This window comes from Bifidobacterium pullorum subsp. gallinarum, assembly GCF_000741215.1.
Lineage (GTDB): Bacteria > Actinomycetota > Actinomycetes > Actinomycetales > Bifidobacteriaceae > Bifidobacterium > Bifidobacterium pullorum_B.
Window position 1 is genome coordinate 399905 of the sequence record NZ_JGYX01000002.1, and the last position, 14609, is coordinate 414513.

A 14609-nucleotide genomic window follows, 5' to 3' on the forward strand; every position below is an offset into this window, starting at 1 on the left:
CTTTCACCACACGTGCCCCGCATGGTGAAAGGAGCCCAACAACCGGTGGCCCTGAACGGCAATAACGCCGGCCTTGAACCGCAATAACCCCCAAAAGCCCGATCGGCCTCCTACGACAATAACAACGGCCCTAAAACAAGCAAATATTCATTCATGCCTCGTGCGGAGCCGTTTGTTCTGTTGTGGCTTCATTGTAGGCGTACCTCTGGTGTGAAGTCTCGCCGGTTTCGTCGCTTCTTTTGTATTTTCATCTGGTGAACAGAAGTAAATGCTTGTGACGGAGACGGATTGCATATGCATGGCGCTTTGTGGAAGCTGATTCTATGTGGAATTCGGATGCTATCCGCATATCTCGGTTGCCGAGATACATGAAGAGGTGTGTGCAAGTATTAGATGCACACACCTCTTCATCTTATCTTATTCTATCTATGTAACGCGCCTTCGATTACTGTTTCTCGTCAACAATCGTGGTGCGGTACAGTCGGCGGGACTATGGTTCCGTTTATTCTTTGACGGCGCCGGCGGCGAGGCCGGACTGCCAGTACTTCTGCAGCAGGAGGAACGCGATGACCAGGGGGATGATCGTGATCAGCGAGCCGGTGATCACGAGGTTCTGGATCGCGGTGCCGCCCGCGGTGTTGGCCTGGTCCTTCCACTGGTTCAGACCGATCGTCAGCGGGTACCAGTCCGCGTCCTTGAGCATGATCAACGGCAGGAAGTAGTTGTTCCACGTCGCCACGATCGTGAACAGGCTCGTGGTCACGATGCCCGGCGCCAGCAGGGGCAGGCTGACCTGGAAGAACGTGCGGAACTCGCCCGCACCGTCCACCCTGGCGGCCTCCAACAGCTCGGTCGGGACGGCCTGCTCGCTGAAGATCCACATCAGGTACAGGCCGAACGGGCTGATCAGGCTCGGGATGATCATCGACCAGGGCGTGTTCGTCAGGCCCAGCTGGGCGAACAGGAGGAACTGCGGGACCGCCAGCGCGGTGCCCGGCACGCTGATCGAGCCGATGATGACGGCGAACACGGCCTTGCGGCCCGGGAAGCGGAACTTGGCCAGCGCGTAGCCGCCCATGATCGCCAGCAGGGTCGCGCCGCCCGCGCCCACGACCACGTACAGGATCGTGTTCAGGAACCAGCGGCCGAAGATCCCGTCCTGGTAGGTGAACACCGTCACGATGTTGTCCCACAGGTTGAACTCGCCGCCGAACCACAGGCCGAACGTGCTGGTGAAGTCCGCCTGGGACTTGGTCGCGTTGATCAGCAGGTACACGAACGGGAACAGGCAGTAGATCGCGAAGATCGAGCACAGCACGGTCATCAGGGTCGAACGCCGCGGGTTGGCCACGTTCGCGAACCCGGACTTCGCGGCCCGCCTGCGCTCCGCGGCCTCGTCGCGAGCCACGCGCTTCTGCCGCTCCTTCTCCGCCTTCCTGGCGGCCTTCTCCTGGGCCTTGAGCTCCTGCATGGCCAGACGATGATTGGTTGCGCTCGTCATTTCATCTGCTCCTTCATGCTGTTGAGCTGCACCGCGTACGCGATCGCCATCGTGATCACGGCCATCACGATCGCCATGGCCGCCGCGTAGTTGCTCTGGTTGCCCGAGAAGCTCAGGTTGTACGCGTACATGTTCGGCGTGTAGTACGTCGTGATCGCGTTGCCCGGCACCATGTTCTGCAGGATGTTCGGCTCGTTGAACAGCTGGAACGAGCCGATGATCGAGAAGATCACCGTGATCGCCAGCGAGCCCTTGAGCTCCGGGATCTTGATGCTCTTGACGATCTGCCACTCCGACGCGCCATCAATGCTCGCGGCCTCGTACAGCGAATGCGGGATCGTGGACAGCGAGCTGTAGAAGATCAGCATGTTGTAGCCCACGAACTCCCACGTCACGATGTTGCCGATCGAGGCCAGCAGCACGCTCGGCGACAACACGTCCAGGCTCGTGCCCAACAGGTCGTTCAGCGACCCGACCAGGCCGTACTTCGCGCCGTACATGAAGCCCCAGATCAGGGTCGACACGACCGCCGGCACCGCGTACGGCAGGAACGTGCTGATGCGGAAGAACTTCGCGCCGTGCAGCTTCATGGAATCCAACGCCAGGGCCATCGCCGCCGACAGGAACAGCATGATCGGCACCTGCACGATCGTGAACAAAGCCACCCTGCCGACCGAGCTCCAGAACTGCTGGTCGTGCAACAGGCGCGCGTAGTTCGCGAACCCCACGAACTGGGTGCCCCCGACCATGCGCTTCTGGAAGAAGCTGATATAGACCGCGTACACGACCGGGACGATGAACACCAACGTGAACACCAGGGCGAACGGCCACATGAACTTCCAACCACGCCAATCCGCCCGATGCCTGTTCACACGCACCGACGAACTTTTTGTTCCCGTAATCTGATTCAAGCTTCGCTGTTTTATCATTAATCTTCTTCCTTTGTTATCGATATCCCAATCCGAGTAGTTGCATATTAGTTATATGCGAATCGTTCCGGACACCATCGTTCCGGCATTAAGTATTTTTGGGTATGTATGTCGGATAAATTGTGTTTCACAACTGGATTGTTATCGCCTCCCACGGACCAAGTACACCATCATGCATAGATTTGAAAGCGTGATCTGTCGAGTAATTGGAGAGCAGCACTTGTTGTTTGTTGTCATTAATTCTGAGTGATTCCGATATGGTTGTCTTTTTTGAAGACAAATTGCAGATCACCATGATGGTTGCATCTCCCAGATGCCGTTGGAAAGCAATGACATCGTCGTTTCCCGCATCCATTGGAGAAAAATCGCCGACAGCAATTATCGGCATGTTGTGGCGCATGGCGATGAGCTTCTTGTAGAACGTGTACACGGAATCCGGATCGTCGAATTCCTCGACCGCGTTGATCTCCACATGGTTCGGGTTCACGCCGATCCACGGCTCGGTGGCCGCGTCCGGCGCGGTGAAGCCGGCGTACCTGGAAGCGTCCCACTGCATCGGAGTGCGCGAATTGTCACGGCCGATGAGAGCGAGGGCCGCCATCATGGATTCCGGCGACTGGCACTTGGCCTCCTCCACGCGCTGGCGGTAGGCGTTGATGGCCTCCAAATCGCGGTACTGCTCCAGCTTGGTGAAGTGGGCGTTGGTCATGCCCAGCTCCTCGCCCTCGTAGATGTACGGGGTGCCGCGGTGCATGTGCAGCAGCATGCCGAACGCCTTGGCACCCAGCTCGCGTGATTCGCGGTCGGAGTCGTCGCCCCAACGGGAGACGACGCGCGGCTGGTCGTGGTTGCAGAAGAACAGGCTGGCCCAGCCGGCGTTCCTCACGGCCTCCTGCTGGTCGACAAGGCGCGCACGCAGATTCTTGACTTCGAACGGGACGGTGTTCCACTTGGAGCCTTCCTGGTCAATGCCCACGTGGTCGAACAGGAACAGCATGTCAAGCTCACCGTTCTTCGGATCGGTGATGAACTCGTTGCGTTCCGGAGTGATGCCCGGCGCCTCGCCGACGTTCATGTAGCCTTCACGGCCCTCGAACACCTCACGGCGCATTTCGGCGAGGAACTCGTCGAGCCGCGGGCCATCGGAACAGAATGGGCTCGCGTCCGTGTATCCCTCTTCGCCCATCTCGCCCTCGGATAATTCCGAGCCGATCTCTCCGGGCAGCCGCCCGCGGCCATCGAGATATTTCGAGATCAAGGTGATCACGTCCATGCGGAAGCCGTCGATGCCGCGATCCATCCACCAGTTCATCATCCTGTACACGGCCTTGCGCACCTCCGGATTCTCCCAGTTGAGGTCGGGCTGCTTTTTGGAGAACTGGTGGAGGTAGTATTCGCCGCGCTTCGGGTCGTACTGCCAAGCGGACCCGCCGAAATAGGAGCCCCACCGGTTCGGTTCGGCGCCCGGGGTGCCCGGCTCGTGGCCCGGTTTGGCGGGACGCCACCAGTACCAGTCGGCGTGCGGATCGTCCTTGTCGCGGGAGGCCTGGAACCAGTCGTGCTCGTCGGACGTGTGGTTCACGACCAGGTCCATCACGATCTTCAGTCCGCGCCTGTGCGCCTCGGCGAGCAGCTCGTCCATGTCCTCGAGCGTGCCGAACAGCGGGTCGATGTCCTGGTAGTCGGAGATGTCGTAGCCGTTGTCGTCCTGCGGGGACCTGTAGACCGGGGACAGCCACAGCACGTCCACGCCGAGGTCGGCGAGATAGTCGAGACGGCTGGTGATGCCCTTCAGGTCGCCGATGCCGTCGCCGTTGGAATCCTGGAAGGAACGCGGGTAGATCTGGTAGACGACCGCGTTGGCCCACCACGGGTTCGGGGTCGCGCCGTTGGAACGGACGGTGTCGGGCAGGGCGGAACGATTGAAATCAGTCATATCTTGTTTCCTTAGTAAATCACGTTCTTCAGCAAAGCGATGCTATAGATCCACGTTGCTTATATATGGGATGGATTAGTGTAGCTTTTTCCTTTCGCTTTATGGTTCCGTCGATGAGATGAACCAATATACTCATGCCTAGTTGGCACAATTCAGCTGGCATAAGGGGGGTGGTGACGTTTTGTTGGACTCCGGTGTCCTTGTTCTTTGATTATGCCATGAGTCCGAGCTCGCGTCTTCGTTTGGCGATGCTGGTGCCGAAGGCGAGCTTGATCCGCTCGTCCCGATACCAGCGCATGTACCCGTCCAACTGTTCGACGAACCCTTCGATGGTGACGCCCGTGAAGCTCCGGCCGTGGAAGAACTCCTGCTTGAGATGCCCGAAGAACCCTTCCGCGGCCGCGTTGTCCGGACTGCAGCCCTTCGCGCTCATCGACCGGGTCAACCCGTTCTCCCTGCAGATGCTGATCCACCCGGGCCACCGGTAGTGGCAACCGCGGTCGGAGTGGATGACGGGACGCTCCCCGTCCCCGAGCGTGGCGCACGCGTCGCGGAGCATCCGGTTGGCCAGCTCGGCGTTCGGGCTCGTGCCGATCGTCCAGGCCACCGGCATCCCGTCGTAGCAGTCGATCACCGGGCTGAGGTAGACCTTGCCCGCGGGGATGGAGAACTCCGTCAGGTCCGTGACCCACAGCCGGTTCGGTTCCTCGGCATGGAAAACGCGATTGACGAGGTTGTCCGGCGCCTTGGTCAGCTCGCCCTTGTACGAGCTGTAGCGGCGGGCCCGCTTGAGCAAGGGGACGAGCCCGTGCCGCGTCATCAGCCGCATGACCCTTTTGGCGGACACGACGATCCCGGCGTTTCTCAGTTCGAGCCACACCCGCCGGTAGCCGTAGCGGCGCAGGCTGTTCTCGAACACGTCGCGCACCAGGGCGAGCAGCCCCTCGTCCCTGTCCGGCCTGTTCATCGCGTTCAACTGATGGTAGTAGGTGCTGCGCGCCAGACCGACCCGGGCGAGCAGACGCTCCGCGGGGATGCCATGTCCGGCACTGACGGCCTTGACGAGGATTGTCTTCTCCCTATTGGTCAGGTTGTCCGGGTCTGCGCCCCGCTCTTTTCCCACCAGATCCAACGCCCCCTTGAGGATCGCCAGCTCGATCTCCGCCTCCCGTTTCTCCCTGCGCAGCCGCTCGACCTCCGCGCGTACACGATCACGCTCCGCGACCAGCCCCTCCAGGTCCGGCACGTCATGATCCGGACGGGCCGCGCCATCATTCCTCTTCCCCGGCTTGTCTGGTGTCACTGGATCGCCCTCCGATACCGGTTCTCGCAGCAGTTGACGCTACCCGGTTTCTCACGACCGACGCCTCCACGCCCACCTCGGCCGCGACCTGCCGCGACGTCACACCGCCCGCGACCAGCCGCGCCACCGCCATACGCCTGACCTCGTCCGCCACCGGGCCGCGCTTGACCGCGCGCTCCCCGGGCGCCAGCTCGTCAATCCACGCCGCCAGCACCTCACGGCTGGGATACCCCATTTGGCGTATGGTCCTGCTCAGACGCCTGCCATGTGTCAGGTAATGCTCCACCGCCGCGCGCCTCTGACCATCCGTGTACCTCGAATAATGCTCGCCACGACTGGAGGGGATCCCCGTGCGCCGTTCCTCCAGCCAGTCGCGATGCCACATGCGCAACGCCTCCTTGCTGGGATACCCCAGCTCCCGGATCACGTCCGCCGCGCTGTGCTCGTACCGCTCGTACAACTCCGCCGCGCGCCTGCGCTGCTCCCTCGAATACCTCGCCATGATGACGACTCCTCCCCGCTCAAGGAGTCCAACATTTCGTCACCACCCCGAAACCGAAACACCAACTTGACTAAAAACAGGCCGTTGGCCACGCAGACGTTCACGGCCGACCCGACCGGCTACGAAAGGCTGGCCGCCATGATCGGCGATCCCGATGCCTGCCTGGGCATCGGGGTGGAAGGCACCAACTCGTACGGGGCCGCGCTCACCAGGCGGCTCGTCGAGGCCGGGTACGACGTATACGAGGTGCTCCGGCCCAAACGCTCGGTGCGACGCAGGGACGGCAAGTCCGATCCCGTCGACGCCCTCGCCGCGGCCCGCAGCGTGCTCGCGGGCGACGGGACCAGTGTGCCGAAAAGCGCGGATGGGTGGGTCGAGGCGCTACGCGCCCTGAACGCGGAACGTGCGCAGCTGGTCACGGCGATGACCGCGCTGTCCAACTCCGCGACGGGACTGCTGACCACCGCCCCGGAACACATCCGGGAACGCTACCGCGGGCTGCGCACCCCGATCAGGATGCGCAGGCTCGCCGCATGCCGTCCCAGCGGGAACATGGTGGAACAGGGCATGCTCGTTGCGCTGAAGGCCGCGGGCAAGGCATGGAAGGCCCTCAAGGAGCAGGCGGACCTGCTGGAGAAGAACATGAGACTCATCCTGGAGGAGCACGCCCGCCCGCTGCTTGACATCTACTGCGCCAGCACGGTGACCGCCGCGACCCTGGCCATCGTCGCCGGCGACAATCCCGAACGCATCCGCAGCGAGGCCGCGTTTGCCAAACTCTGCGGCGCCTGCCCCATCCCTGCCTCCAGCGGCAAGACCAACCGGCACCGGCTCAACAAAGGCGGCAACAGGCAGGGCAACTCCGCCCTGCACCACATCGCCATCGTCCGCATGCGCTACCACCAGCCCACCCGCGACTACGTGGACAGGAAGACCGGGGAAGGCAAAGGCAAGATGGAGATCATCCGCTGCCTGAAACGCTTTATCGCTCGCGAGGCCTACCGGGCCCTCGTCTCCATCCGCCGGGGACGGACGCCCCTGAACAAGCCACCGGCCGAACGCGGACGACGGCTTCGCGAGCTACGCGTCGCGCACGGCATCACCCAGCAACAGATCGGCGACGCCCTCGGCGTCCACTCCAGCCGCATCAGCGAGATCGAACGCGGCACCCGCAACCTACCCGAACTCGAACGACGCGCCGCACTCTGGATCCAAACCATCACCACCCCGAACCAACCAACCCAACACACCGAAACCTTTGACAATGTATAGGAGCATCAAAATACAAAAAAGCCGACGCCGTCGTCAAAATCTCGTTCGCCCGCCGCAGCTCCGCGTTCTCCGCCCGCAGACGCTTGAGCTCGGCCATCGCCTCCTGCGCGGACTGTTCCGACTGTTCCGCGGCCGACGCATCCGACTGGTTCCGCCAACGCCGCAGCGTCTCGGACGAGACGCCCGGATCCCTGGCCACCTCGGCGATCGCCTTCGTCTCCGACGAATACGAGGGACGGGACTCCGTCAACAGCCTGACGGCCTTCGCCTTGAACTCATCCGTGTATCTCGTGCCCTTGGACATGATTCCATCATCTCCCATCGAGTTAGGTGAAATGCGGAACAAAAACCAGGCCATATCAGGAAGGATGTCTGGGTTACGTGTAAATGCTGTGGGGCACATGTCTTCGTGGAGGCGAAATGGGCTCTTTTCATAAATCAAGCCCATTTCGTCACTGTTCAAGACACCTGCCTCTGTATGGTTGCTAGTTCCGCTATCTTTGCGGCTATTTCTTTCATCGGTTCCTCAGATGTGCTTAAGCCGCTTCTTGACCCTAATAAGGGGCTTACTTCTCGAAGCTCTTCAAAAGTTGTTTCATGCACTACGGGAACGAGTAAATCTCGAGAAAGCAGTGCAGAGAGTTCTTTTTCCGCCACTCCTTCGTGTTCCACGCGCTTAAGGAAAGCAGGGGTTACTAGAACTATGCCAAAGCGAGATTTGGTCAGACCTTTGTCGATCTCTTTCAATAATTGTGACCCAAGGGGAACATTTTCCTCGCTAAACCATACAGACACACCGCGTGACTTTAAAGATTCGTATAGTTCTTTTGCCGCGCCTTTTCGATCGTCCCATGTATGGCACAGGAATACATCATGTAAACCTTGTATAGTGGCTCGTTCAACTATCTTGTTTCGCACGGGTGTTAGCGCTCGTATCTCTGCGGGGGAGTACAGAATCGTAGAGCCGTGCGGCGACCATTTTGCCTGCATCTTATTCTGTTTCTGTCTTTTCGCAGTCTTGTAGGGATAGGGGGACAATGCGCGGCTTGGATGATACGAGTATGGCGTACCGCCATAACTATAACCTCTTGTACCGCACACGGGACAATTATCTCGGCCGCTAGCTGTGCGGTGGCCCAGAATCGGAGCTGTGCATCCAGTCATAACTTGTAGATCCTTTCGTGGTCTAGGCATACGCTTCAAAGCGTTAGCGTATTGGCGGTGTCTTGAGCTAGACTGGCGCAGTCGTTCTCGACGATGCGCGAGTCCTAGGGCTCGGTTCTATGCTCTGGCCTGCTGCAACAGGCCAGAGCTTTTTCTTTGGTGCCGTGGCGGCGCCTGGTTATACCATAACACTTGAGTCAATAAAAGACAAATAAGTTGATGTTTGGGACATAGATATCTATAAATAAATGTATAATCATAATATAGAAGGAACTTTTGAATGGATTGTGAGGGCGCATAAACCATGAAGAAAAAAGACGTGCTGAACCTGATTCGGTATCATGCCGAGCACAACGATGCAGCCTTCCGTAACGTGGCGTATGACATCGCCAAAGATTTCGACCGCTCCGGCGATGTGCAGTTGGCCGCGCATATCATCGCGCTGCTGTCTGATGCCAACGTTTTTGTGCCGCAAAGCGTAGAACCCTCTATACGGTCGGAGTTTCTCTCAAAGCGTCCTGTAGTGAAAGCGTCACTACCGTTGCCAGAAGTCATTACGGATGACATTCAGGGCATTCTCAACGCGATTAGCCGGAACATCGGCATCCACCGGTTCCTGTTCCACGGTCCGGCGGGTACAGGCAAAACGGAATCGGTACGGCAGATTTCGGCCATCCTGCAGCGGGACCTATACATGGTGGATTTCAACGCGGTTGTCGATAGCCGCTTGGGGCAAACAGCAAAGAACATTTCGAAGTTGTTCGCGGAAATCAACGGCTTTGCGCAGCCGGACCGCATAGTCGTGCTGTTCGATGAGATCGACGCCTTGGCGCTGGATCGCATTGATTCCCATGATGTACGCGAGATGGGAAGAGCGACATCCGCGCTATTGCATCAGATGGAAGAGCTGTCAGAGCAGGTCATCGTGTTCGCCACTACCAACTTGTTCGCGAAATTTGACAGGGCATTCGTACGCCGGTTCGACGCTGTTGTTGACTTTGGCCGATATACGCGCGATGACCTCATCGAGGTGTCTGAAGCCATTTTGAGTGACTACGCAGGGCAATTCTCGTTCATCGGCAGGAACATGCGACTGTTCCATAAGATCCTCACCCTGACCGAGCGGGTGCCCTATCCGGGTGAGATGAAGAACCTGATCCGCTCGGCCATAGCATTCAGCAAATCTGATGACGAGTACGACTACCTGCGGCGTCTCTACATTGCATTGGTTCCTAACGGGTCCGCAAACATTCAAGATGTTAAGGCGCTCTATGGGCAAGGATTCACCATACGCGAGGTGGAAACGCTGACCGGTGTATCGCGCAGCACCGTCGCCCGGGAAGTGAGGGGGAATGACAATGAATAATGTGCTGAAGCTCAAAGGCAAATTGCAGACGGCAAAAGCCCGACGTCCCGGTCCCCCTGCATTGCCGGCACGGGCGGCGGTCACCACAGCTGATGTACAGAGCAAAATCGCGCAGTTGGAGAAAGTTCGTGCGTTCTGGCAGAAAGAAAAGACGCCTATAGACCCACTGGTTGAAGTTCACTACAGAACCGTGGTGGCCAAGAGCAATCGTGTACGGCAACTGCTGAGTGGGACCAGGAAAAAACCCAATGACTATATCGTCGGAGCCTACTTCGAAACGATTGATGGCCATCAGTGCCATGTCATCACGTACTACGTGACTATGGAAATCATAGAATCGACGTTGTCGAATCTGGAGGCGTGCCGAACAATTCTCGAACGGCACGGTGGCAGCATTGACGCAGCCGGGCTGGCTTCGCTCGCCAAAGACGGTCTCGATCGTATTGATGCAACAGCTGGTTTGACCAAAACGGTCTTCGCGCAAATCCTCCGCGACGTCTACTATGTCACCCGCTTCGATGTCAAACGGCAGGCGGAAGAACAGCCGGGGCGCTCACTAATCACCATCTATAACACTGGGCGAACCATCTCCCAGACGGTGACGTTGTTGAATTCCCTTGGCGTGGATGTGATTTCGGCAAACCTGCTCGATCCCACCACTATCAATATGATTCCGGATCAGTATCGTCGGCTTGCCCAAACCGCACCGTATCTGGTAGCCATGTCGACCAAAGATTTGACAGAATTGGAGTTCGAGCCTGATACAGTGCGTGACGAATATACGCTGAGTATTCCCCAGCCGGGTAACGAGCCAATCATTGGAGTCATCGATACCAGATTCGACGCCAGCGTGTATTTCTCTGACTGGGTGGAATACCACAACGTAATCAATCCGGAACTGGGCGATGACCCGGAAGATTACACACATGGTACGGAAGTTACGTCACTCATCGTTGACGGGCCGACGCTAAACCCCCGACTCGATGATGGGTGCGGGCGTTTCCGTGTGCGCCACTTCGCCGTCGCCAAAGAAGGAGGCAACAGTTCGTTTACCATACTGTCCGAAATACGGCGAATCGTCAGCACGAATTCGGATATTACCGTGTGGAATCTGAGCCTTGGTTCTGTGGTGGAAGCCCCCGAGAACACCATCTCGCCAGAGGCGGCCATCTTGGATGAGTTGCAACACGAGTACGGAGTGATATTCGTTGTGGCCGGAACCAATAAATCGGTGCATGACGATCCTGATACACCCAAACGAATCGGATCACCTGCAGACTCCATCAACGCACTGGTCGTCAACGCTACTTCCATATTGAGAGAACCTGCAAGCTACACGCGCGAGGGACCGGTGCTGCAGTTCTTCCGTAAACCGGATATCTCGTGTTTCGGCGGAGATGATACTGAACGAATGGCTGTATGCAAGCCAGATAGCGTCATTGCGTTGACTGCCGGCACATCATTCGCGGCACCGTGGATTGCCCGCAAAATGGCGTACCTCATTCATATCATGAACCTATCTCGCGAAGCAGCCAAGGCGTTGCTGATTGATTCCGCTTCAGGATGGGGGGCTGCGCCGACTGATAACATTCGTCTTGGCTACGGTATCGTGCCCACACGCATCGAGGATATACTGACTACGCCTTCCAATGAAATACGGTTCATTATAGAAGGCGCCGTCAATGCTTTCGAAACGTTCAATTGGCGTATTCCTGTGCCAATTGTGAATGGGAAATATCCTTATATGGCTCGGGCGACGCTCTGCTATTTCCCGAAGTGCAATAAAAATCAAGGTGTCGACTATACGGACACTGAATTGGATTTTCATTTTGGTCGTATGAGTCAGAAAGGTATCGACTCCCTCAACAGTAACGTACAAGATGATCCGACAGCAAAAACATACGAAGGGGACGCTCGTCGGATGTATCGAAAATGGGACAATGTCAAGCACGTCAGCGACGTCGAGAAGACTCGTTTCGTGCCCCGCACCACCCATGGTCAACGGTTTTGGGGGTTTAAAATTCGCAAAATCGAACGATTCGATCCCCCCGTCGACGAGAATGGCATCATCGGCAAAAACGCGGGCGATGATATGCGTTTCGGAATCGTGGTAACGCTGCGTGGCATGGACGGCCGCAATCATTTCGATGAGTTCAAGCAGCACTGTCAATTTCAAGAGGAACCGTGGATTGTTGAGGAAATCGATATGCAAGCCAATATTGAGCTTTATCGTGAAGCGGATGTCGAAATCGATTTTGAAGATGATGATAACGACGACGGAAGCTTATAGCGATAAGGCTGATACCTAAGAGTATCGGGAGCAAGGGAGGTGCACGGCAATGTGGTACGACATCATGAGTGCCGTCAGCAATCTGGTCATGGCAGCGTTCGCGGTGATTGCCGGCATCTATGCCAAGGGACAGTATGACGAGGCCAAGCATCAGCGTGAGCTGGCGTTGCGGCAGGAGCAGGAGGAGCGTCGGAAGGAAGCCAAGCAGGACGAGTTGGCGCTGCAGCAACAGCAGCAGCATGAACGGGAGCTGATTGAGGCGCGCAACCGTGCGCTGTTTCTGGAACGGCAACGTGAAATCGCCCATGTGGAGGCATTCGCCGTCAAGAACGGCAGGAACTATGCGGTGGAACTCAGCGTGCCGACCGAAGCCTCCATCTATGAGGTCCGGGTGTGGGCGCAATGGCCCGATACGGAGTTCGCATACGGTCATGGTACCGGCAACCGCGATGCCTGCCGTAACGGTAATCCACATGTCGCTCCAAGCAAGAGCCGACCGTGGCGGATGATCCGCCCCGGCAACTGGCTGGTGGGCACCACCCGTACGCGCTACCCTTGGACGCAACCGGAGCCGGTGGCTGCAAACGCATTGGCATGGAAACCCGTATACGCGGACGAGCGGCATGAGGTCGTCGAACTTGAATTCACCGACTGCTACGGCAACAAGTGGCGTCGTTGCTACGACAGGAACAAGGAAGGCCAGTACGTGCAGTCCTTCGTCCTGATTGCCGCCAAAGAGCCCGAGCTCGCCGACTACGTGGAAGCCTGACATATTGATGCGTGAATCCGGCTTCTGATTCCTTTACGTTAAGCTGAACCTTATCAATCACATCATGACGAGGAGCGTGGAATTCATGGTCGACCAACCCAGCAGCAAACCGATCGCCACCAATCCCATCCCGGATCTCAACACCGTCGCCTTCGCCGTCGAAGGCCCGGCCTACAGCAGCGAGAGCGAAACCCACGTCGCGTATCGCCCTCAGTCGCTGTATCTCGTCGGCACCGACGGCGTCATCGCGGCCGTCCTCACCCCGGACGACCCGCAGTACCACGCCATCCGCGCCGAACTGGCCCGACTCAACCGGCTCACCAGCCTCGCCGACGGCCAGGTCCTGCTCCCAGGCTTCTCCGACCTGCACCTGCACGCCCCGCAGTGGGCGCAGGCCGGTGCCGCGCTCGACGAACCGCTCGAACGCTGGCTCGGCCGCTACACGTTCCCCACGGAGGCCCGCTTCGCCGACCTTGCGTACGCCGACCGCGCCCATCGCCATCTCGTCCAAGCCACGCTCGCCCGCGGCACCACCAGCGTCCTGTACTATGACACCATCGACCGCGCCGCCGCCGTCAACCTGGCGCACGTTTGCACCGAACTCGGCCAGCGCGGCTTCATCGGCAAGGTCGTGATGGACGACCCGGAATCCAACCCCGAGTACTACCGCGAGGACACCGCCACGGCGTTGGCCGAAACCGAACGGTTCATCAACGAGGTGCGTGAGTTCGCGCCTGACAGCGGTCTTGACGCGGCACCGCCGATCGTCCAACCGGTCATCACCCCGCGATTCATCCCCAGCTGCACCGACGCGGCCCTGGAGGGACTGGGCGAGCTGGCGTTACGCTACCACTGCTTCACCCAATCGCACTGTTCGGAAAGCGATTGGGAACACCACACGGTCTTCGACCGCTACGGACGGTCGGACACCGAAGCGCTCGACATGTTCGGCCTGTTGACGGACCGCACGGTCATGCATCACTGCGTGTACCTGTCCGAATCCGATGCCGACTTGTTCGCCCGGCGCGGCGCGGCCGTGGCGCACTGCCCGCTGTCCAACGCGTACTTCGCCAACGCGGTGGCGCCGGTGCGTCGGTATCGCCGTCAGGGCGTGACGGTCGGCCTGGGCACCGACATCTCCGGCGGCTACGATCCGAGCGTGCACGCGATGGTCCGTTTGGCGGCGATCGTCTCCCGTAATCTGGAATCCGGAGTGGACGCCTCGCGTGAGGCGGCGGAACGCGGGGGAGTGGCGGATGCTCTGGTCACCCTCGACCGGGCGTTCTACCTGGCCACCGTCGGTGGCACGGAGGCGCTGGGCGTGCGCGCCGGTCGACTGGAGGCCGGCTACGCGTGGGATGTGCAGCTGATCGACGTGCACGCGCCGGGCAACGATCTGCCGATTTTCGAGAACGACGAGGATCCGGCGATCACATTCCAGAAGATCATGAACCTCTCGACACCGGCGAATATCCGTGCCGTGTGGGTGCAGGGCCGCCTTGCCCACGGCACCCTGGCGTGAGGTCATAAACGGTCACCCCCCAACCTCAACACGCCCGGCCTCTGCGGACTCTGAT

11 protein-coding genes and 1 pseudogene are annotated in these 14609 nt (G+C 58.9%); 5 read left to right on the forward strand and 7 right to left on the reverse strand.

All coding sequences use genetic code 11. The features are described from left to right. Positions 1-502: 502 nt before the first annotated feature. The 5 genes from BIGA_RS03885 to BIGA_RS09860 all read right to left on the reverse strand — a co-directional run bounded on the left by BIGA_RS03885 (position 503) and on the right by BIGA_RS09860 (position 6171). A complete protein-coding gene (locus tag BIGA_RS03885; protein WP_034259656.1) occupies positions 503-1501 on the reverse strand; it encodes a carbohydrate ABC transporter permease in 999 nt (332 codons plus the stop codon). Then, positions 1498-2430, reverse strand: a complete 933-nt coding sequence (locus BIGA_RS03890) for a carbohydrate ABC transporter permease (RefSeq protein ID WP_051917067.1) — start codon at positions 2428-2430, stop codon at positions 1498-1500. The genes BIGA_RS03885 and BIGA_RS03890 overlap by 4 nt, the downstream gene beginning before the upstream one ends. Before the next feature lie 127 nt (positions 2431-2557). Beyond that, positions 2558-4366, reverse strand: coding sequence for a glycoside hydrolase family 13 protein (locus BIGA_RS03895; RefSeq protein WP_033507969.1), 1809 nt, complete (start codon positions 4364-4366; stop codon positions 2558-2560). A 211-nt stretch (positions 4367-4577) separates the two neighbouring features. Continuing rightward, positions 4578-5669 carry an IS3 family transposase gene (locus tag BIGA_RS09205; protein ID WP_237744040.1) on the reverse strand — a complete coding sequence of 364 codons (1092 nt, stop codon included), beginning with the start codon at positions 5667-5669 and terminating at the stop codon, positions 4578-4580. Continuing rightward, positions 5638-6171 (reverse strand): hypothetical protein, encoded by a 534-nt coding sequence (locus BIGA_RS09860; RefSeq protein ID WP_237744041.1) that lies wholly within the window; start codon positions 6169-6171, stop codon positions 5638-5640. Before BIGA_RS09860 ends, BIGA_RS09205 begins: the two co-directional genes overlap by 32 nt. An 84-nt stretch (positions 6172-6255) precedes the next feature. Here BIGA_RS09860 and BIGA_RS03910 point away from each other — a divergent pair, with 84 nt between their 5' ends. After that, a complete protein-coding gene (locus BIGA_RS03910; RefSeq protein WP_237744042.1) occupies positions 6256-7443 on the forward strand; it encodes an IS110 family RNA-guided transposase in 1188 nt (395 codons plus the stop codon). A gap of 16 nt (positions 7444-7459) precedes the next feature. Here BIGA_RS03910 and BIGA_RS09470 read toward each other — a convergent pair. Both BIGA_RS09470 and BIGA_RS09215 read right to left on the reverse strand, forming a co-directional pair. Further along, positions 7460-7747 (reverse strand): annotated as a pseudogene (locus BIGA_RS09470) (transposase); the annotation flags it as partial. A gap of 155 nt (positions 7748-7902) precedes the next feature. After that, on the reverse strand, positions 7903-8433 hold the full coding sequence (locus BIGA_RS09215) for a toll/interleukin-1 receptor domain-containing protein (RefSeq protein ID WP_237744043.1): 531 nt from the start codon (positions 8431-8433) through the stop codon (positions 7903-7905). Between the two features lie 478 nt (positions 8434-8911). On the opposite strand from BIGA_RS09215, the gene BIGA_RS03915 reads away from it, so the two are divergent. The 4 genes from BIGA_RS03915 to BIGA_RS03930 all read left to right on the forward strand — a co-directional run bounded on the left by BIGA_RS03915 (position 8912) and on the right by BIGA_RS03930 (position 14554). After that, positions 8912-9973, forward strand: a complete 1062-nt coding sequence (locus tag BIGA_RS03915) for an ATP-binding protein (protein WP_033507822.1) — start codon at positions 8912-8914, stop codon at positions 9971-9973. Beyond that, complete coding sequence (locus tag BIGA_RS03920) at positions 9966-12263, forward strand: S8 family peptidase (protein ID WP_033507821.1); 2298 nt, start codon at positions 9966-9968, stop codon at positions 12261-12263. The genes BIGA_RS03915 and BIGA_RS03920 overlap by 8 nt, the downstream gene beginning before the upstream one ends. Positions 12264-12312: 49 nt before the next feature. Continuing rightward, positions 12313-13032: a hypothetical protein gene (locus BIGA_RS03925; protein ID WP_033507820.1), complete on the forward strand. Its 720-nt coding sequence runs from the start codon at positions 12313-12315 to the stop codon at positions 13030-13032. 64 nt (positions 13033-13096) lie between these two features. Further along, the gene (locus BIGA_RS03930; RefSeq protein ID WP_202805500.1) at positions 13097-14554 is read left to right on the forward strand and encodes an amidohydrolase family protein; all 1458 of its coding nucleotides are present in this window, start codon (positions 13097-13099) and stop codon (positions 14552-14554) included. Positions 14555-14609 lie beyond the last annotated feature (55 nt).